Below are 19735 nucleotides of genomic sequence, written 5' to 3'. Positions count from 1 at the left end.
CCTCCGACGCTGCCCGGCGGGCCCCCACCGGGAGGCGACGATGGCCGAGAACGACGATTCGCTCGAGTATGTGACGAAGCGCGGGGCCGGTGCCCTCGCCGAGAAGATGGGGATCGAGTTCGTGGAGTTCGGTGTCGACCGGGCCGTCGCGACGATGCCCGTCGAGGGCAACACTCAACCGGCGATGCTCCTCCACGGCGGCGCCTACGTCGTCCTCGGCGAATCGCTCGGCTCGATGGCCGCGAACCTCTGGGCCGGGGCGGATCGGCTCGCCGTCGGGATCGACATCAACGCGACGCACACCCGATCGGCGACGTCCGGCCTCGTCACAGGCGTCTGCACACCCATCCACCTCGGCCGCTCGCTCACCGTCCACGAGATCGCCGTGACCGACGATCAGGGGCGGCGCTGCTCGACGATCCGCATCACGAATCTCATCAAGGATCGCTGACCGTTCACGACCGAGCCCCGAACGCGAGGAAGCCCCCGGCGATCCGCCGGGGGCTTCCTCGTGGAGTTGGCTCGACTACTTCTTGGCGCCGAGCTGTTCGATGATGGCCTGGGCGACGTCGTGCATCGTGAGGCGGCGGTCCATCGACGCCTTCTGGATCCATCGGAATGCCTCGGGCTCGGACAGGCCCATCTTCTCGTTGAGGAGGCCCTTCGCGCGATCGACGAGCTTGCGCGTCTCGAAGCGCTCGACCATGTCGGCGACTTCGGCCTCGAGCGTGATGATCTGCTGGTAGCGGCTGAGCGCGATCTCGATCGCGGGGAGCAGGTCGTTGGGCGTGAAGGGCTTGACCACGTAGGCCAGAGCGCCGGCGTCGGCCGCCTGCTCGACGAGCTCCTTCTGGCTGAAGGCCGTAAGCAGCACGACGGGCGCGATCTGCGCCTCCGTGATGCGGCGTGCGGCCGCGATGCCGTCGAGCTGCGGCATGCGCACGTCCATGACCACGAGGTCGGGACGCAGCTCCGTCGCGAGGGCGACGGCCGTCTCGCCGTCGCCGGCTTCGCCGACGACCTCGAATCCGTTGTCCCGGAGGATCTCGACGATGTCGAGGCGGATGAGGGACTCGTCTTCAGCGACGACGACGCGTCGTGGTGCTGATGCGGTTGCTTCGTGCTCGGTCACGGATCAATCCTACGGTAACGTGGTCGCGGTGTTGTGAGCCGGTGTGGCGGAACGGCAGACGCGGAGCACTCAAAATGCTTTGTCCGAGAGGGCGTGTGGGTTCGAATCCCACCACCGGCACGCTCGCAACCCGATAACCGGCACCGCCGACGACCGCCAGCGCGGGTCGCGGCCCCGTTGTGGGGCGCTCCACGGGGCGAGGAATCAGGAAAGATGGCGCGGTGGGTACACGAATCGTCTCCTCCCCCGAGGACATCCCCGATGGCTGGTACGTCATCGACGGCGACGTGGTGCGCCTCGATGACGCGGAGCCCGAGAATCCGAAGCGCGGCACTCCCACGCCGGGCGCGTCGCCGGCGGCGATCGTCGCGGGCTCCCACCGTTTCTCGATCGGTGACGAGATCGAGATGGCGAGCGGGGACGATCTCGACCGCGCCTTCATCCTGAGCGTGCGCGGCCTCTGGGCGTTCCTGCTGCGCGCCGTGGCGATCCTCGTGGGGATCGGAGTGCTCGAGGCGAGCGGGCTCCCCTGGCGTGAGGGCCTCGCACATCAGCTTCTCTGGGGAACCGCGGCTGCCCTTCCTCTCCTCCTCACGTTCCACCTGGTCTGGCGTCGCCTCACCCGCTCCCCCGACGGTCGTGTCACGCGCGCGATGGCCGGCCGATTGCGCGACGACTACGACCGGCAGCGCGGCGAGACGTCGTCGCCGGCCCTCGTCGACTGAGCGGTCCCGCTCACAGAGCCGGGAGGAAGCCGTCGATCGCGGCTCGTGCGAGCTCCATCTCCTTTGGACCGCCGTGTCCCTCCGTCTCGACGATGTGAAGACGACTCGCCGGCCACGCGCGGTGGAGGCGCCAGGCGGTGGCGACGGGACTACTCACGTCGTGACGCCCGTGGATGAGCACCGCCGGGATCGTCGCGAGCTCGCCGACGCGGTCGAGCACGCTGCGCCCCGCCGGAAGGAAGCAGTCGTGCGCCCAGTAGTGCGTCACGAGGGTCGCGAAGTTCTCCCGCGTCCGGTCGTCGTCGAACATCGGTCCGGGAGTGAAGCCCGGATCGAGGGAGACGTGGGTGGTCTCCCACTCCTCCCACGCGACGGCCGCCGCGGCCCGGACGGCGGGGTCCGGGTCCCGGAGTCGCCGAGCGAACGACTCGATCACCCGCTCCCGTGCGACTCCGCCCGCTGTGAGCCGCTCATGCGCCTCCGGGAAGAGCACCCCGACACCGTCGCTGATCCAGTCGATCTCGGCTCGGCTCCCGGAGGTGACGGCGGTGAGCACGAGCTCCGACACGGCCCCGCGGTGTTCGAGCGCGTACGCGAGCGCGAGGGTCGAGCCCACGAGACCGACCGGCGTCGGCCCGTCCCGCAGACGACGGAAGCCGCCGCGCGCACGGGATCGTGCGGGCGACGGCTTCGGTCGTGTGCGATGGGACGCCCTAGAGGACGTCTCCGACGTTGTGCACGCGCACGTCGTTGGTCGACCCGGGGATCCCGGGAGGGGAACCCGAGATGATGACGACCTTCTCGCCGTTCTGGGCGCGGCCCGTCGCGGAGAGGACCTCGTCGACCTGGGCCACCATCTGATCGGTGTGCGTGACGCGCGAGACGACGAAGGACTCGACACCCCAGTTGAGCGCCATCCGACGGCGGATGGCCGGGTCTGGCGTGAAGGCGAGGATCGGAATCGCGCTGCGCAAGCGGCTCATCCGGCGCACGGACTCACCGGACTCGGTGAACACGCAGAGGTACTTGGCCTCGACGAAGTTCGCGATGTCGACCGCCGCGAGCGTGATGGCCCCGGCCTGGGTGCGTGGCTTCGTCCCGAGGGCGGGTACGCGCTCGAGGCCGTGCTCCTCGGTCGACGACACGATGCGAGCCATCGTCTGAACGGTGACGACGGGGTACTTGCCGACGCTCGTCTCGCCGGAGAGCATGACGGCGTCCGCACCGTCGAGCACGGCATTCGCGACGTCGGAGGTCTCGGCGCGCGTCGGAACGGGGCTCGAGATCATCGACTCGAGCATCTGGGTCGCGACGATGACGGGCTTCGCGAGTCGACGCGCGATCTCGATCGCGCGCTTCTGGACGATCGGGACCGCCTCGAGAGGCAGCTCCACACCCAGGTCGCCACGGGCGACCATGATGGCGTCGAACGCCTCGGCGATGTCCTCGAGGTTCTCGACCGCCTGCGGCTTCTCGATCTTCGCGACGACGGGCACCTTCCGGCCCTCCTCCGCCATGATCTCGTGGACGCGGGTGATGTCGTCGGCATTGCGGACGAACGAGAGCGCGATGATGTCCGCGCCGAGGCGGAGGCCCCAGCGGAGGTCGGCCTCGTCCTTCTCGGACAGGGCCGGGACGTTCACGGCGACACCCGGAAGGTTGATGCCCTTGTTGTTCGAGACCGGACCGGCGACGACGACCTCGGTCGTGACGGTCGTGTCGTCGGAGTCGACGACCTTGACGCGCACCTTGCCGTCGTCGATGAGCAGGAAGTCGCCGGGAGCGACGTCCTGGGGCAGGCCCTTGAAGGTCGTGCCGCAGATGTCCTTGGTACCGAGGATGTCCTCGGTCGTGATCGTGAAGATGTCGCCGACGGCGAGCTCGTGGGGGCCGTCCGCGAACTTGCCGAGACGGATCTTCGGCCCCTGGAGGTCGACCAGGACGGCGACGGCCTTCCCGGAGTCGTCTGCGGCCTTGCGAATGTTCGCGTAGACGCCCTCGTGGACGTCGTAACTGCCGTGGCTGAGGTTCATCCGAGCCACGTCGACACCGGCATCGATGATGGCCCGGATGTTCTCGTAGCTGGAGGTCGCCGGACCGAGGGTCGCGACGATCTTTGCACGTCTCATGGGTGAGGTCTTCTCCATGGTTCTGCGCGGTGGCGCACTGTGGTGGCGGGACGGAGAGCCGAACGGCCGCTCCTCGGGAAGTCTAGAGGCTGATGGGACGGTCCGTCGGTCGCACCGGGAACGGCAGGCTCGTCTCGCCCTCGAGGTAGCGGTCGACCGCCGAGGCGGCCGCGCGGCCCTCCGCGATCGCCCACACGATGAGGGACTGACCGCGTCCCGCGTCACCCGCGACGAAGACGCCGGGCTCCGACGTCTGGTAATCGCCGTCGCGCTGGACGTTGCCACGGCCGTCGAAGGGGACGCCGAGCTGCGACGAGAGGTCCTCGGACTCGGGGCCCGTGAACCCGAGGGCGAGGAGGACGAGGTCGGCGGGGATCTCGCGCTCGGTGCCGCTCTTCGGGACGCGGCGACCGTCGACGAACTCGGTCTCGGCGACGCGCAGGGCGACGACCTCTCCCGCGTCATTGCCGATGAACTCCACGGTCGAGACGAGGAACTCGCGGTCACCGCCCTCTTCGTGGGCGCTCGCGACCTCGAAGAGGGTCGGCGTCATCGGCCACGGCTGCGCGTCGGTCCGGTCGGAAGCCGGCTGGCGCCCGATCGCGAGGTTCGTCACCGACGCCGCGCCCTGGCGGTGCGCGGTCCCGATGCAGTCGGCGCCGGTGTCGCCGCCACCGAGGACGACGACGTGCTTGTCCTCCGCCGTGATCTGCGACGGCACGGAGTCGCCGGCGCCGACCTTGTTCGCTTGGACGAGGTACTCCATCGCGAAGTGCACGCCGGAGAGGTCGCGGCCGGGGATCGGCAGGTCGCGCGGGACGAGTGCGCCCGTCGCGACGACGACCGCGTCGTACCGGCTGCGGAGGTCGGCCCACGAGATGTCGACGCCGATGTTCACGCCGGCGCGGAATCGCGTCCCCTCGTCCTGCATCTGCCGCAGGCGCTGGTCGAGGTGGCGCTTCTCCATCTTGAAGTCCGGGATGCCGTAGCGCAGGAGTCCGCCGATGCGGTCGTCGCGCTCATACACGGCGACGGTGTGGCCGGCGCGCGTGAGCTGCTGGGCGGCCGCGAGACCGGCGGGACCGGATCCCACGACGGCGACCGTCTTACCCGTGAGACGCTCCGGCGGGTGCGAGTCGACCCAGCCGTTCTGGAAGGCCTGGTCGATGATCGAGACCTCGACCTGCTTGATCGTCACGGCCGGCTGGTTGATGCCGAGCACGCACGCCGATTCGCACGGCGCCGGGCACAGCCGACCCGTGAACTCCGGGAAGTTGTTCGTCGCGTGGAGGCGCTCGATGGCCTGGCGGCCCTCGCCGCGCCACATGAGGTCGTTCCACTCGGGGATGAGGTTCCCGAGAGGGCAGCCCTGGTGGCAGAACGGGATGCCGCAGTCCATGCAGCGGCCGGCCTGGCGACGCACTTGCGACGGGTCGCCCTGCTCGTAGACCTCTTTCCAGTCCATGATCCGGACGGGGACCGGGCGCCGCGGGGGCAGCTCTCGTTCCCTGACCTTCAAGAAACCCTTGGGATCAGCCACCGGTCACCTCCAGAATCCGTCTCCACACGACGTCGCCGTCGGGGTCGAGCCCCTCGTCGACGGCGCTGCGGCGCGTCTCCAGGACGGCCGCGTAGTCGCGCGGGAGAACTTTCACGAATCGTTCCATTGTCGCGGGGTCGTCGAGGAGCCGTCGCGCGAGGGTCGAGCCCGTCTCCGCGATGTGCTTCTCGAGCAGGTCCGTCACGATCTCGACGTCGCCGGAGCCGAGCGGGAGGAGTGTCAGCTCTCCCGACTGCAGCGACTGCGTGTTCACGAGTTCCTCGTCGAGGTCGTAGACGTATGCCGTGCCGCCGGACATCCCGGCGCCGAGGTTGCGTCCCGTCCCGCCGAGGATGAGGGCGAGACCGCCCGTCATGTACTCGAGCGCGTGATCGCCGACCCCTTCGACGACCGCCGTGACGCCCGAGTTGCGGACGAGGAACCGCTCGCCGACGATGCCGCGGAGGAACATCGTCCCTTGCGTCGCGCCGTACCCGATGACGTTGCCGGCGATGACGTTCTCCTCGGCGACGAAGCCGCTGCCCTTCGCCGGACGGATGACGATCTGTCCGCCCGAGAGGCCCTTGCCGACGTAGTCGTTCGAGTCGCCCTCGAGGCGCAGCGTGATCCCGTTGGGGAGGAAGGCGCCGAACGACTGGCCGGCCGAGCCGTGCAGCGTCACGTCGATCGATCCTGCCGGCAGGCCGTGCTCGCCGTGCCGGACGGTGACCTCGTGGCCCAGCATCGTCCCGACGGCGCGCGCCGTGTTGCGGACGGGAAGCTCGATCGAGACCGTTCCGCCGTGCTCCAGCACGTCACGGCTGCGGTGGATGAGGGCGACGTCGAAGTGCTTCTCGAGCTCGTGGTCCTGCTCGCGAGCACCGCGGCGAGGTTCGTCGTCGTCGAATCGCGGTCCGACGAGGATGGGCGCGAGGTCGAGACCCGACGCCTTCCAGTGCTCGACGGCGCGATCGACGTCGAGGACCTCGTGGTGACCGATCGCCTCGTCGAGCGACCGGAAGCCGAGCTCGGCGAGGTACTCGCGCACCTCCTGGGCGATGAACTCGAAGAAGTTCACGACGAACTCCGGCTTGCCGTTGAAGCGGGCGCGCAGCTCGGGATTCTGCGTCGCGACACCCACAGGACATGTGTCGAGGTGGCACACGCGCATCATGATGCAGCCGGAGACGACGAGAGGGGCCGTCGCGAAGCCGAACTCCTCGGCTCCGAGCAGCGCACCGATGATGACGTCGCGTCCCGTCTTCAGCTGGCCGTCGACCTGGACGACGACGCGATCGCGCATGCCGTTCAGCATGAGCGTCTGCTGCGTCTCCGCGAGGCCGAGTTCCCACGGGGTGCCGGCGTGCTTGAGCGAGTTGAGCGGGCTCGCACCCGTGCCGCCGTCGTGACCAGACACGAGGATGACGTCGGAGAGCGCCTTCGCGACCCCGGCCGCGACAGCTCCGATGCCCGACTGGCTCACGAGCTTCGTGTGGATCCTGGCCTTCGGGTTCGCGCGCTTCAGATCGAAGATGAGCTGCTTGAGGTCTTCGATCGAATAGATGTCGTGGTGCGGGGGCGGCGAGATGAGGCCGACACCCGGAGTCGCGTGCCGCGTGCGCGCCACCCAGGGGTAGACCTTGCCGGGCGGCAGCTGTCCGCCCTCCCCCGGCTTCGCACCCTGTGCGAGCTTGATCTGGATGTCGTCGGCGTGCGTCAGGTACATGCTCGTGACGCCGAAGCGTCCCGATGCGACCTGCTTGATGCTGCTGCGACGCTCGGGGTCGAGGAGACGGTCGACGTCCTCACCGCCCTCTCCCGTGTTCGACTTCGCGCCGAGGCGGTTCATCGCGATCGCGAGCGTCTCGTGCGCCTCCTTCGAGATCGAGCCGTAGCTCATCGCTCCCGTGGAGAACCGCTTGACGATCGACTCGATCGGCTCGACCTCGTCGAGCGGGATCGAGGGCCGTGCGCCCTTCTTGAGCGCGAACATCCCGCGAAGCGTCATGAGCTCCTCCGCCTGGCCGTCGACCATCGCGGTGTACTCGCGGAAGATGTCGTACCGACGGGTCCGCGTGGAGTGCTGCAGACGGAACACGGTGTCGGGGTTGAAGAGGTGCGGCTGCCCGTCACGGCGCCACTGGTACTCGCCGCCGCTCGCGAGCCGCTCGTGTGCGACGACGGCGGCGTCCTCAGGGTACGCCGCGCGGTGACGCTCGGCGTTCTCCCGCGCGATCACGTCGATCCCGACACCGCCGAGCTTCGTCTCGGTGCCCGTGAAGTAGGTGTCGACGAAATCCTGGCTGAGGCCGATGGCCTCGAACGCCTGGGCGCCCGCGTACGACGACACGGTGGAGATGCCCATCTTCGACATGATCTTGAGGACGCCCTTGCCGAGCGCGTAGATCAGGTTCTTCACGGCCTTCTCGGGCGTGACGCCCGTGATCATGCCGGCGCGGACGAGGTCCTCGCACGACTCCATCGCGAGGTAGGGGTTCACCGCCGAGGCGCCGTAACCGATGAGCACGGCGACGTGGTGGACCTCCCGCACGTCACCGGCCTCGACGACGAGGCCGACCTTCATGCGGTTCTGCTCCCGGATGAGGTGGTGCTGGACCGCCGCGAGCATGAGCAACGACGGGATCGGAGCGAGCTCCTTCGTCGAGTCGCGATCGCTCAGCACGATGAACTGGCTGCCGGCCGCGATCGCTTCGTCGACCTCCGCACACATCTCCGCGATACGCTTCTGCATCGCCTCGGGACCGTCGTCGACGCGGTAGAGACCGCGGATCGTCGTCGTCGTGCGCGCGCCAGGGCGCGGGTCGATGTGCTGGATCTTGGCCAGTTCGTCGTTGTCGATGACCGGGAAGTCGAGGATGACCTGCTTGGCGTGCTCCGGTCCCCACGAGAGCAGGTTGCGCTCCGGTCCGAGCCCGGAGGACAGCGAGGTCACGACCTCTTCCCTGATCGAGTCGAGCGGCGGGTTCGTCACCTGGGCGAACTGCTGCACGAAGTAGTCGAAGAGCAGGCGCGGGCGCTTCGACAGGACAGCGATGGGCGTGTCGGATCCCATGGCACCGAGGGGCTCCGCACCGTTCTGCCCCATGGGCATGAGGAGGATGCGCACCTCCTCCTGCGTGTAGCCGAAGGTGCGCTGACGACGCGAGACGGACGCGGGGGTGTGCACGATGTGCTCGCGTTCGGGCAGATCGGCGAGGCGGATGCGACCCGACTCGAGCCACTCCCCCCACGGCTGGGACGCCGCGAGCGAGTCCTTGATCTCGTCGTCCTCGATGAGGCGCCCGGCCTCCGTGTCGACGAGGAACATGCGGCCAGGACGCAACCGTCCTTTGCGCTTCACGCGCGCGGGATCGATGTCGAGGACACCGGTCTCGCTGCCGACGACGACGAAGCCGTCGTGCGTCTCGAGCCAGCGTCCCGGGCGGAGCCCGTTGCGGTCGAGTGTCGCCCCGACGAGCGTCCCATCGGTGAACGTCAGGGCCGCCGGGCCGTCCCACGGCTCCATCTGCAGGGAGTTGAACTCGTAGAAGTCGCGGCGGCTCTTCGGGATGCCGGGCTGCTTCTCCCACGCCTCGGGGACCATCATCATCATGGCGTGGGGCAGTGAGCGGCCGGTGAGCGTCAGGAGTTCGAGGACCTCGTCGAACGACGCCGAGTCGCTCGCGCCGGGCGTGATGATCGGCAGGAGCGGATCGATGTCGCCGATGAGCTCCGACTCGAGCTGGGACTGGCGCGCGCGCATCCAGTTCCTGTTGCCCTCGACGGTGTTGATCTCCCCGTTGTGGGCCATCATGCGCAGAGGCTGCGCGAGCGGCCACGACGGGAAGGTGTTCGTGGAGTAGCGGGAGTGCACGATCGCGAGCTTCGAGGCGAACCGCTCGTCGGACAGGTCTGGGTAGAACGGCTCGAGCTGCAGCGTCGTCACCATCCCCTTGTAGACGAGCGTGCGGCTCGAGAGGGAGATGAAGTAGGCGCCGAGGGTGCGCTCGGCGCGCTTGCGCAGCCGGAACGTCTGCCGGTCGAGCGCGATGCCCGCTCGCGACTCGCCGTCGTCGCCCGTGAGCTCGCTCGCGAGGAACACCTGCTCGAAGACGGGCATCGCGGCGCGCGCGAGCTTGCCGAGGTTCTCGGGAGCGGTCGGGACCTCTCGCCAGCCGAGCACGCGGAGGCTCTCGTCCTCGGCGAGCTCGGCGATCCGCGCTTTGAGCGTCTTGCGCTCGTCGTCGTCCGTCGGGAGGAAGGCGATGCCGACGGCGTACCGGCCGACGGGCGGCAGCTCGAAGTCGGTGACAGCACGCAGGAAGTCGTCGGGGATCTGGGTGAGGATACCCGCGCCGTCGCCCGTGCCGGCGTCGGAACCGATGGCGCCTCGGTGCTCGAGGTTCCTCAACGCGTCGAGGGCGCCGTCGATGATGTCGTGGCCCGCCGTGCCGCGCAGCGTCGCGACCATCGCGAGACCGCACGCGTCCTTCTCGGCAGCGGGGTCGTAGAGGCCCTGCGCCTCGGGGACGAGGCTGAACTGGGAATACGGAGGGCGTGGAGCCATGGAGAAAACCGTCCTCACGAGGTCAAGGGGAGTGGGGGACGTCGCTGGCCCGTGTCGAGGTGGCGGAGTGTCGCCCCGCCGATGATCGGGAGCGTCGCGTGCGCCGGTCGGAAGTCCGTGCCGGTCGGCTCCCGTGAGCCCGGAGAGTTCCGGGCGCCCGACGAGATCGGGCTCGAATGTCGCCCGACCCGAGATGATCGGGCCGTGATGTTCTCACCGGTGAGGTGATCGACACCGGGGCGACACCGTTCGTATCGATGCGTGTGGTGCGTGATGGCTGGTGCTTGTGGCAGGGGGCTGCGGGACCGGTCGAGGCGTCTCCGTCGTCGTCTCGCCGATGTCGACGAGATCGTCGTCACCGCGAGTGAGAGTCTACCCCAGCGTCGAGGGGAGTCGTCCCCCGCCGCGACAGGGCGTCTCACGCGCGTCGGGAGGCCTCCGGTGCCGATGAGGAGGCTGCGCTCAGACGCTCGTCCTCGTCGACATCGACGTCGGGGTCGCTCGTGTCGACGAGCTCTCCCGTCGGTGCGTCGGGATCGACCCATTCGCGACCCGGGCGGTACGGCGAAGGCTCGAGGCCGACGTGTCGACGGCGCTGGACGACGTTGATGATGACGCCGAGGGCGACGGCCGCGATGGCAGCCCAGACGTTGACGCGCAACCCGAGGATGATCTCGCTCGGGTCGATGCGGATCGACTCCCACACGATGCGACCGAGCCCGTACCAGATGAGGTAGACGCCGAGGAGACGGCCCCACTGGAGCCGGAAGCGGCGGTCGAGGAACAGGATGACGGCCACGCCGACGAGGTTCCACACGATCTCGTAGAGGAACGTCGGGTGGAAGAGAGTGCCGGCCGGCAGTCCGACGGGCCACGCCGCGTTCGACTCCTCGATCTCGAGGCCCCACGGGAGCGTCGTCGGCTGGCCGTAGAGCTCGTGGTTGAAGTAGTTGCCCAACCGACCGAACGCCTGCGCGAGGAGGAGACCCGGCGCGAGGGCGTCGGCGAACGTCCAGAACCTCACGCCGGTCTGGCGGCTCGCGAGCCACGCACCGACGGCCCCGCCGATCAGGGCGCCGAAGATGGCGATGCCGCCCTCCCAGACCGCGACGACCTTCCAGAGTTCTGCACCCTCGAAGAAGTAGTCGTCCGGGTGGGTCAGCACGTGGAAGATCCGGGCCCCGACGATGCCGAGCGGGACGGTCCACAGCATGAAGTCGAAGATGACACCGGGCTCGGCGCCACGCGCCGTGAGGCGGCGGGACGTCACGGCTGCGGCGACGATGATGCCGAGCAGGATCCACAGCGCGTAGAAGTGGATCGTGAACGGCCCCAGCGTGATGCTGCTGACGTCTGGGCTGGGAATGCTCGCGTGCAACACGTCGGATACGCACCTTTCGATACGACGGAGTCGACCTCCGTCCGATGGGAGAGTCTAGCCGCGTCGAGCGGCGCCGGTCGCGAGCTCGGCCGCGACGGATGCGACGGCGTCGACACCGCCGCTCGAGAGCGCGGAGACGAGAGCGGAACCCACGATGGCGCCGTCCGCGTAGTCGAGGACTTCGCGCACCTGCTGGGCCGTCGAGATCCCGAGGCCCACACAGGCGCTCTGGGCTCCGGCGTCGCGCAGTCGCGCGACGAGACCGCGGGCCGCGGAGTCGACGTCGCTGCGCGCCCCCGTGATGCCCATCGTCGAGACCGCGTAGACGAAGCCCCTGCTGACCTCGACGGCGCGCACGAGGCGGGCGTCCGACGAGGAGGGCGCAGCGAGGAAGACGCGGTCGAGTCCTGTGCGTTCGGAGGCTGCGAGCCACTCCTCGGCCTCGTCCCGGATGAGGTCCGGAGTGATGAGTCCGGCTCCCCCGGCGTCGACGAGGTCGTCGGCGAAGCGCTCGACGCCGTACGACAGCACGGGGTTCCAGTACGTCATGAGCAGCACGGGCGCCGATACCTGATCCGTGATCCGGCGGACGGCCTCGAAGCCGTGGCTCAAGCGGAAGCCGCGCGCGAGCGCCTGCTGGGTGGCTGCTTGGATGACCGGTCCGTCCATGACCGGGTCGGAGTACGGCAGCCCGAGCTCGATGATGTCGACGCCGCTCTGCGCGATCGCGACGGCGGCGTCGACCGACTCGTCGAAGGTCGGGAAGCCGACGGGCAGGTACCCGACGAGCGCACCTGTGCCCGCGTCGACGCGCGTGCGGATGACGTCCGCGACGGCGCTCACGACTGCTCCGCCCCGGCGTCGATGAGATCGAAGTACCGACCGGCGGTCTCCATGTCCTTGTCGCCGCGACCGGAGAGGTTCACGAGGATGACGGCGTCTTGCCCGAGTTCGCGGCCGAGTTCCAGGGCTCCCGCGAGGGCGTGCGACGACTCGATCGCGGGGATGATGCCCTCCGTCCGGCTGAGCAGGCGGAGTGCGTCCATCGCCGCGGCGTCGGTGACGCCTCGGTACGTCGCGCGCCCGATGCTCGAGAGCCACGAGTGTTCGGGGCCGACGCCCGGATAGTCGAGTCCCGCGGAGATCGAGTGTGATTCGACGGTCTGGCCGTCCTCGTCCTGGAGGAGGAAGCTGCGGGCGCCGTGGAGGACGCCGGGGCGACCCTTCGAGATCGTTGCGGCGTGACGCGGTGTGTCGACGCCGTCGCCCGCGGCCTCGAAGCCGTAGAGCCCGACGGAGGTGTCGTCGAGGAAGGCGTGGAAGATCCCCATCGCGTTCGACCCGCCGCCGACGCACGCGGCGACCGCGTCCGGCAGGCGACCCGTGAGGGCGAGCACCTGCTCGCGCGCCTCCTCGCCGATGACCTTCTGCAGGTCGCGCACCATGGCCGGGAACGGGTGAGGCCCCGCGACGGTGCCGAAGATGTAGTTCGTGTCGCCGACGTTCGTCACCCAGTCGCGCATCGCCTCGTTGATGGCGTCCTTGAGGGTACGGGATCCCGTGGTGACGGGGATGACCTCGGCCCCGAGGAGGCGCATGCGCGCGACGTTGAGAGCCTGTCGCTCGGTGTCGACCTCGCCCATGTAGATGACGCAGTCGAGGCCGAACAGCGCGGCCGCCGTCGCGGTCGCGACACCGTGCTGGCCGGCGCCCGTCTCCGCGATGACGCGCGTCTTGCCGATGCGCTTCGTGAGGAGCGCCTGACCGAGCACGTTGTTGATCTTGTGCGAGCCGGTGTGGTTGAGGTCCTCGCGCTTGAGGATGATGCGCGCGCCGCCGGCATGACGGGCGAAGCGCTGCACCTCGGTGATGACCGATGGGCGACCGACGTAGTCCTTCAGGAGCGCGTCGAGCTCGGCGTGGAACGCCGGGTCGAGTTTCGCGAGCTCCCACGCCTCCGAGAGCTCGTCGAGCGCCTCGACGAGGGATTCGGGGACGTATCGTCCTCCGAACTCGCCGAAGTACGGACCGGTTTCGTCGCGTAGAGCCATGGGGTCACACCGCCAGGAAGGATTCGAGGGTGGAAACGGGATCGTTGGTCACGAGGGCCTCACCGATGAGGACGACGTCGGCACCCGCTTCGCGGTACGCCGCGACGTCGCTCGGCTGCGAGACCGCCGACTCAGCGACCTTCACGACGTCGGCGGGGATGGAGGGCGCGAGTTGCGCGAAGAGTGTCTTGTCGAGTTCGAAGGTGCTGAGATCACGCGCGTTGACGCCCACGAGGCGGGCCCCGAGGTCGAGAGCGCGGGAGAGCTCGTCGGCGCTGTGCGTCTCGACGAGCGTCGTCATGCCGAGCTCGGTCGACAGGACGAAGAGTTCGGAGAGCGTCTTCTGATCGAGCGCCGCGACGATCAGGAGGACGAGATCGGCTCTCGCAGCGCGCGCCTCGAACACCTGGTACGGCATCGAGACGAAGTCCTTGCGGAGGACGGGCAGCACGACGCGGTCGCGCACGCTCCGGAGGTCGTCGAGCGAACCCTTGAACCGGCGTCCCTCCGTGAGCACGCTGATCGCGCTCGCTCCCCCACGTTCGTAGTCGGCGGCGAGGCCCGCCGGATCGGCGATCTCCGCGAGATGACCGCGTGAGGGGCTCGCACGCTTGACCTCGGCGATGACCTTGACGCGATCGCCACGGGACAGCGCGGACAGAGCGTCGAGGGCGGGTGGGGCAGCGAGTGCCTGCGCCTCGACATCGGCGAGCGAGACCGCCTCCTGGCGGGCGAGTGCGTCCTGGGCTGCGCCGGCCGTCAGATCGGCCAGCATGTGGCTAGTGCTCCTTCGCGGAGTACTTGTCGCCGTACGCGCCGTAGCCCGCCTTCGACATGATGAAGCCGACGATCGCACCGATGAGGAGGAGACCGACGCTCGCCCAGACGAGGACGGGCATGTCGAGCCAGAAGAACAACGTGCCGAGGGCTGTGGCCACGAGCATGACCACGACGGCGGTCCAGGCTGCGGGCGAGTGTCCGTGTCCCGGCTCGGTCGACATGTCGCTCATTGCTCTCCTTCGTGAGTGGTTCGTGTGGAAGTCTACCGGGTCACCGGGTGGGGTCCTCGCCGCGGCTGAGGCCGTCCCAGCTGTCGACGGCGTCGAGCGGCGCACCGTCGTCCGCGTGCTCGAACCGCACGGCGTCGTACTTGCGCGACGGCCCCGGCCACCGGGACGACGTCACGAGGACGAGAACCCCGGCGACGGCGAGGAGGACACCGACGCCCGCGGCGACGGCCGGCCAGGCGGACACCGCGACGGAACCGACGACGTCCGCGACCGATTCGCGACCGGCGATCCCCGTCGCGGTGCTGACAGCGGACGTCGACGAGCCGACGGGGTCTGTGAGCGCGAGGATCCCCGAGAGCACGACGGAGGCGCCGATGAGGATCGTGAGCAGGCCGAGGACGACGCGGAAGCCGCGACCGGCGATGCTGAGGGCCGCACCGGCCGCGAGCCCGGCGAGGCCGAGGGCCGAGAGCGCGGGTGCCGCCGTCTCCCCCGTGACGACGACGGGCACGTCGGTCGCGCCGCCGGCCGTCACCTCGAGCACGAACCACTCGCGCGTCCAGGTGAGGAAGACGAGGCCTGACACCGCCAGGACGGCGACGATCGACAGGGACTTCAAACGGCGAGCTGTCACCGCGTCACCGGATCCGCGTCATGGCGTTGGCGACCGCGACGGCCCGGAGCGGGGCTGCCGCCTTGTTCTGCGACTCGAGGAACTCGCTCGCCGGGTCCGAGTCGGCGACGAGCCCACCACCGGCCTGGACGAACGCGGTCCCCCGCATGATCGTCGCGGTGCGGATCGCGATCGCGAGATCGACGTCGCCCGAGAACCCGAAGTACCCGACGACGCCACCGTAGACGCCGCGCTGCGCCGGCTCGAGTTCGTCGATGATCTCGAGCGCGCGCGGCTTCGGGGCGCCCGACAGGGTGCCGGCCGGGAAGGTCGCTCGGAACACGTCGAGGCTCGACGTATTCGGTGCGAGATCGCCCTCGACGCTCGAGACGAGGTGCATGATGTGGCTGAACCGCTCGACCCTCATGAACTCGGTGACCTCGACAGTTCCGGGAGTGCACACCTTGAGGAGATCGTTGCGCGCGAGGTCGACGAGCATGAGGTGCTCGGCCCGCTCCTTGGCGTCCGAGGCGAGCTCGGCCTCGAGCTCCGCGTCCTCCTCCGGGGTCGCACCCCGTGGTTTCGAACCCGCGATCGGATGTGTGAAGACGCGGCCGTCCTGCACCTTCACGAGAGCCTCCGGCGACGACCCCACGATGTGGAACGGCTCGCCCTCCGGCGTCTCGAGGCTCAAGAGGTACATGTAGGGGCTCGGGTTGAGGCTCCGGAGGATCCGGTAGACATCGATCGCGGACGCGTCGGTCTCGAGTTCGAACCGCTGCGAGACGACGACCTGGAAGATGTCACCCTCGCGGATGTAGTCCTTCGACGTCACGACGGCGTCGAGGAAGTCCTGCCGATCGGTGCGGTGATGCGGCTGGGCACGCGCGTCGAGATCGACGTTCGCAAGCCACGCCTCGGACGGTCCCGAGAGCTCGGCCTGCATCCGGTCGAGCCGACCCGCGGCCTCAGACCAGAGCGCGTCGGCGTCGGGACCGTCGCTCAGGACGTTCGCGATGAGCATGACGGTGCCCCGCCGGTGGTCGAGGACGACGAGGTCGGCCGCGAAGCTCACGGCCTGACCGGGCACGCCGATCTCGTCGACGGGACGGTTCGGGAGGTTCTCGATCTGCCGGATCGCCTCCCAGCCGATGAAGCCGACGAGGCCGCCCGTGAGCGGCGGATGCCCCGCGATCTTCGGGGTCTCCCAACGGGCGTGGAGGGATTCGATCGCCCGGAGCGGCTCCCGGGGGGCGTCGTCGCCGAGCGCGCGCGACGCCGACAGCCCGAGGTCGAGCCACACAGCGTCATCGCCGCTCTGCGTCAGCACTCCGAACGATCGGACGCCGACGAACGAGAACCGACTCCAGATCCCGCCCTGCTCGGCGGACTCGAGCAGGAAGGTGCCCGGTCGCCCCGCTGCGAGCTTCCGGTAGATGCCGACGGGCGTCTCGCCGTCGGCGAAGACCTCGCGGATGACGGGGACGACCCGGTGGGTCGACACGAGCGCGTCGAAGGCCTCGCGTGTCGTCGATCCGCTCATCGTCGCGGTCATGAGAGCGCCCCCGGGAATCCCTCCACGACCTCGACGGGATCGCCGTCGAAGCACGTGTGCGTGCCGGTGTGGCACGCAGCGCCGATCTGCTCGACCTGGACGAGGACGGTGTCGCCGTCGCAGTCGAGCGCGGCCGAGCGCACGTACTGCGCGTGGCCGGACGTGTCGCCCTTCCGCCAGTACTCCTGGCGTGAGCGCGACCAGAACGTCACGCGGCCCTCGGTGAGCGTTCGGCGGAGCGCCTCGGCGTCCATGTAACCGAGCATGAGGACCTCGTGAGAGTCCCACTGCTGGATGATCGCCGGAACGAGACCGTCGGGCGCGAACCTCACTCGGTCGATGACGGGTTGCACGTCGGTCATCAGCGGACTCCGATCCCCTCGTCTTTCATGGCGGACTTGACGTCCCCGATGGACAACTGCCCCGAGTGGAAGACGCTCGCGGCGAGCACCGCGTCGGCTCCCGCCCGGATCGCGGGCGCGAAGTGCGCCGGCTCGCCGGCGCCCCCCGAGGCGATCACCGGCACGGTGCTGACGGCGCGCATCGCCTCGATGAGTTCGAGGTCGAACCCGTTCTTGGTCCCGTCCGCGTCGATCGAGTTGACGAGGAGCTCGCCGGCACCCCGCTCGATCGCCTCTCGCGCCCACTCGAGGGCGTCGATGCGCGTGACGGTGCGACCGCCGTGGGTCGTCACGACGAATCCGGACGGCGCACTCCCCGCCCGCGTGACGTCGAGCGACAGCACGACGACCTGGGCCCCGAACCGGTCGGCGATCTCGCCCACGAGGTCGGGTCGACGGATGGCGGCTGAGTTCACACCGATCTTGTCGGCTCCCGATCCGAGCAGTCTCGCGACGTCCTCGGCGGAGCGCACACCTCCGCCCACGGTGAGGGGCACGAAGACCTGCTCGGCCGTGCGCGTGACGACGTCGTACGTTGTACCCCGGCTCTCCACGGTCGCGGTGACGTCGAGGAAGGTGAGTTCGTCGGCGCCCTGCTCGGCGTACCGGGCGGCGAGCTCGACGGGGTCGCCGGCGTCGGCGAGGTTCTGGAAGTTGACGCCCTTGACGACGCGGCCGTCCGCCACGTCGAGGCAGGGGATGACGCGTACGGCGAGAGACATCGCGTTCGCTCCCTACAACCGCGCCGCGTGGATGGCGCTCACGAGGATGGCCCGCGCACCGAGCTCATAGAGCTCGTCCATGACGCTGTTCGTGTCCTCACGACGGACCATGACGCGCACGGCGACCCACTCGGGGTCGCGGAGCGGGGAGACCGTCGGCGATTCGATCCCGCGGGCGATCGCCGTGGCCTGCTCGAGGAGCGCGACGGGGAGGTCGTAGTCCATGAGCACGAATTGACGCGCGACGAGCACGCCCTGGAGGCGGCGCAGCAGCGTCGGCAGGCCCGTGGGCGCCGACGGGGACGAGATGAGGACGGCACTCGATCGCAGGATCACCGGTCCGAAGATCTCGAGCCCGGCGTTGCGCAGCGATGACCCCGTCTCGACGACGTCGGCGACCGCGTCGGCCACGCCGAGCTGGACAGCGGACTCCACGGCGCCGTCGAGCCGGACGAGAGTCGACGTGACGCCGGCCTCGGCGAGGAAGTCGCCGACGAGACCCGGATAGCTCGTCGCGAGTCGCTTGCCCTCGAGGTCGCTCAGGTCGGAGAACACACCGGTCGGGCCGGCGAACCGGAAGGTCGAGCGGGCGAAGTCGAGCTCGGCGACCTCCGTCGCCTCGCTGTGCGAGTCGAGGAGCAGGTCGCGGCCCGTGATGCCGACATCGAGGGCGCCGGAGCCGACGTACGTCGCGATGTCACGCGGTCGGAGGTAGAAGAACTCCACGTCGTTGCGGGAGTCGATGAGGTGGAGGACCTTCGGGTCCTTCCGGACGGCGTAGCCGGCCTCGTCGAGCATGAGGGCGGCCGTCTCGGCCAGCGAGCCCTTGTTGGGCACTGCGATTCGCAACATTCGAGAACTTTCATCGGGGACAACGGGTGACGGCGAGGACCTCGTCACAGATGTCGGTAGACGTCCGCCGTCGTGAGCCCCTTCGCGAGCATCATCACCTGCAGGTGGTAGAGCAGTTGGGAGATCTCCTCGGCCGTCTCCTCGTCCGACTGGTACTCGGCGGCCATCCAGACCTCGGCGGCCTCCTCGACGATCTTCTTGCCGATCGCGTGCACGCCGGCGTCGAGCTCGCGGACGGTGCCGGAGCCCTCCGGTCGGGACAGCGACTTCTCGCTCAGCTCGGCGAAGAGGTCGTCGAAGGATTTCACTCCGCCAGCCTACCGGCAGAACGTGACTCCTCGGCGCGGGCGTCGTCCGCCAGGCGGCGCAGTTCCGCGATGCGCGCGGCGGGATCGTCGCCCCCGAACACCGCGGATCCGGCGACGAAGACGTCGGCACCGGCGGCGGCGGCGATCCCGATGGTGTCTGTGGAGATCCCGCCGTCGACCTGGAGGTCGAACGCGAGGCCGCGGCGCTCCCGGATGTGCGCGAGCGAGCGGAGCTTCGGCATCACCTCGGGCATGAAGGACTGACCGCCGAAGCCCGGCTCGACCGTCATGACGAGGACGAGGTCGAACTCGGCGAGGTCGTCGACGATCGTCTCGATGTGCGTCCCCGGCTTGAGGGAGATGCCTGCGCGAGCACCCCGCGCCCGCAGCTCGCGAGCGAGTTCGACGGCATCGGCAGCGGCCTCGGCGTGGAAGGTGACACCGGCCGCGCCCGTCGCGGCGTACTCGGGAGCCCACCGATCGGGGTCGTCGATCATGAGGTGGACGTCGAGCGGCACCGGCGAGACGTCCTGGATGCGACCGACCATCTGGAGACCGAACGTGAGGTTCGGGACGAAATGGTTGTCCATGACGTCGACGTGCACGGAGTCGGCGGTCGCGATCGTCGCGAGCGCCGCCTCCATGTTGACGAAGTCGGCAGACAGGATGCTCGGGTTGATGCGGGCCGTCATGCGTCCCAGCCTAAACGGCTCCCTCGTCGGCGATCGTCACTGCGAGCGCAACTGCGC

At 69.2% G+C, this 19735-nt stretch carries 19 protein-coding genes and 1 tRNA gene; 3 read left to right on the top strand and 17 right to left on the bottom strand.

Annotated elements, in window-relative coordinates; all coding sequences use genetic code 11:
- Positions 1–40 precede the first annotated feature (40 nt).
- On the top strand, positions 41–451 hold the full coding sequence (locus ELQ90_RS06490; RefSeq protein WP_128494455.1) for a hotdog fold thioesterase: 411 nt from the start codon (positions 41–43) through the stop codon (positions 449–451).
- Between the two features lie 75 nt (positions 452–526).
- On the opposite strand, the gene ELQ90_RS06485 is transcribed toward ELQ90_RS06490, so the two are convergent.
- A complete protein-coding gene (locus ELQ90_RS06485) occupies positions 527–1132 on the bottom strand; it encodes an ANTAR domain-containing response regulator (protein ID WP_128494454.1) in 606 nt (201 codons plus the stop codon).
- 37 nt (positions 1133–1169) lie between these two features.
- On the opposite strand from ELQ90_RS06485, the gene ELQ90_RS06480 reads away from it, so the two are divergent.
- Both ELQ90_RS06480 and ELQ90_RS06475 read left to right on the top strand, forming a co-directional pair.
- Positions 1170–1252, top strand: a tRNA-Leu gene (locus ELQ90_RS06480).
- Positions 1253–1353: 101 nt separating this feature from the next.
- Complete coding sequence (locus tag ELQ90_RS06475; RefSeq protein WP_128494453.1) at positions 1354–1857, top strand: hypothetical protein; 504 nt, start codon at positions 1354–1356, stop codon at positions 1855–1857.
- A 10-nt stretch (positions 1858–1867) separates the two neighbouring features.
- Here the strand turns inward: ELQ90_RS06475 and ELQ90_RS06470 are convergent, their stop codons facing one another.
- From ELQ90_RS06470 to rpe, 16 genes are all read right to left on the bottom strand, one after another.
- Positions 1868–2473 carry an alpha/beta hydrolase family protein gene (locus tag ELQ90_RS06470; RefSeq protein ID WP_128494452.1) on the bottom strand — a complete coding sequence of 202 codons (606 nt, stop codon included), beginning with the start codon at positions 2471–2473 and terminating at the stop codon, positions 1868–1870.
- A 97-nt stretch (positions 2474–2570) separates the two neighbouring features.
- The gene (pyk, locus tag ELQ90_RS06465) at positions 2571–4004 is read right to left on the bottom strand and encodes a pyruvate kinase (protein WP_279432124.1); all 1434 of its coding nucleotides are present in this window, start codon (positions 4002–4004) and stop codon (positions 2571–2573) included.
- 64 nt (positions 4005–4068) lie between these two features.
- Positions 4069–5526: a glutamate synthase subunit beta gene (locus ELQ90_RS06460; protein WP_128494450.1), complete on the bottom strand. Its 1458-nt coding sequence runs from the start codon at positions 5524–5526 to the stop codon at positions 4069–4071.
- The gene (gene gltB / locus ELQ90_RS06455) at positions 5519–10093 is read right to left on the bottom strand and encodes a glutamate synthase large subunit (protein ID WP_128494449.1); all 4575 of its coding nucleotides are present in this window, start codon (positions 10091–10093) and stop codon (positions 5519–5521) included. The genes ELQ90_RS06460 and gltB overlap by 8 nt, the downstream gene beginning before the upstream one ends.
- A gap of 418 nt (positions 10094–10511) precedes the next feature.
- Positions 10512–11474, bottom strand: a complete 963-nt coding sequence (gene lgt / locus ELQ90_RS06450; protein ID WP_128494448.1) for a prolipoprotein diacylglyceryl transferase — start codon at positions 11472–11474, stop codon at positions 10512–10514.
- Between the two features lie 54 nt (positions 11475–11528).
- Positions 11529–12317: a tryptophan synthase subunit alpha gene (gene trpA / locus ELQ90_RS06445; protein ID WP_128494447.1), complete on the bottom strand. Its 789-nt coding sequence runs from the start codon at positions 12315–12317 to the stop codon at positions 11529–11531.
- Entirely contained in the window at positions 12314–13525 is a 1212-nt protein-coding gene (trpB, locus tag ELQ90_RS06440) for a tryptophan synthase subunit beta (protein WP_128494446.1), read from the bottom strand. The genes trpA and trpB overlap by 4 nt, the downstream gene beginning before the upstream one ends.
- A gap of 4 nt (positions 13526–13529) precedes the next feature.
- Positions 13530–14300 (bottom strand): indole-3-glycerol phosphate synthase TrpC, encoded by a 771-nt coding sequence (trpC, locus tag ELQ90_RS06435; protein WP_128494445.1) that lies wholly within the window; start codon positions 14298–14300, stop codon positions 13530–13532.
- Positions 14301–14304: 4 nt separating this feature from the next.
- Positions 14305–14535 (bottom strand): DUF6704 family protein, encoded by a 231-nt coding sequence (locus tag ELQ90_RS06430; protein WP_128494444.1) that lies wholly within the window; start codon positions 14533–14535, stop codon positions 14305–14307.
- A gap of 40 nt (positions 14536–14575) precedes the next feature.
- Complete coding sequence (locus tag ELQ90_RS06425; RefSeq protein ID WP_128494443.1) at positions 14576–15169, bottom strand: Trp biosynthesis-associated membrane protein; 594 nt, start codon at positions 15167–15169, stop codon at positions 14576–14578.
- A 4-nt stretch (positions 15170–15173) separates the two neighbouring features.
- Positions 15174–16703 (bottom strand): anthranilate synthase component I, encoded by a 1530-nt coding sequence (locus tag ELQ90_RS06420; protein ID WP_128494442.1) that lies wholly within the window; start codon positions 16701–16703, stop codon positions 15174–15176.
- Positions 16700–17065 (bottom strand): phosphoribosyl-AMP cyclohydrolase, encoded by a 366-nt coding sequence (hisI, locus tag ELQ90_RS06415; RefSeq protein ID WP_128494441.1) that lies wholly within the window; start codon positions 17063–17065, stop codon positions 16700–16702. The genes ELQ90_RS06420 and hisI overlap by 4 nt, the downstream gene beginning before the upstream one ends.
- Positions 17065–17826 (bottom strand): imidazole glycerol phosphate synthase subunit HisF, encoded by a 762-nt coding sequence (hisF, locus tag ELQ90_RS06410; protein WP_128494440.1) that lies wholly within the window; start codon positions 17824–17826, stop codon positions 17065–17067. Before hisF ends, hisI begins: the two co-directional genes overlap by 1 nt.
- A 12-nt stretch (positions 17827–17838) precedes the next feature.
- On the bottom strand, positions 17839–18678 hold the full coding sequence (hisG, locus tag ELQ90_RS06405) for an ATP phosphoribosyltransferase (protein ID WP_128494439.1): 840 nt from the start codon (positions 18676–18678) through the stop codon (positions 17839–17841).
- Between the two features lie 44 nt (positions 18679–18722).
- Positions 18723–18986, bottom strand: a complete 264-nt coding sequence (locus ELQ90_RS06400; protein WP_128494438.1) for a phosphoribosyl-ATP diphosphatase — start codon at positions 18984–18986, stop codon at positions 18723–18725.
- Positions 18983–19678, bottom strand: coding sequence for a ribulose-phosphate 3-epimerase (rpe, locus tag ELQ90_RS06395; RefSeq protein WP_128494437.1), 696 nt, complete (start codon positions 19676–19678; stop codon positions 18983–18985). The genes ELQ90_RS06400 and rpe overlap by 4 nt, the downstream gene beginning before the upstream one ends.
- Positions 19679–19735 lie beyond the last annotated feature (57 nt).

Origin of the sequence: Labedella phragmitis, from assembly GCF_004078635.1 — a bacterium.
Lineage (GTDB): Bacteria > Actinomycetota > Actinomycetes > Actinomycetales > Microbacteriaceae > Labedella > Labedella phragmitis.
Note: the sequence above shows the minus strand (reverse complement) of the source record. Positions and strands in the feature narration are given on the sequence as shown.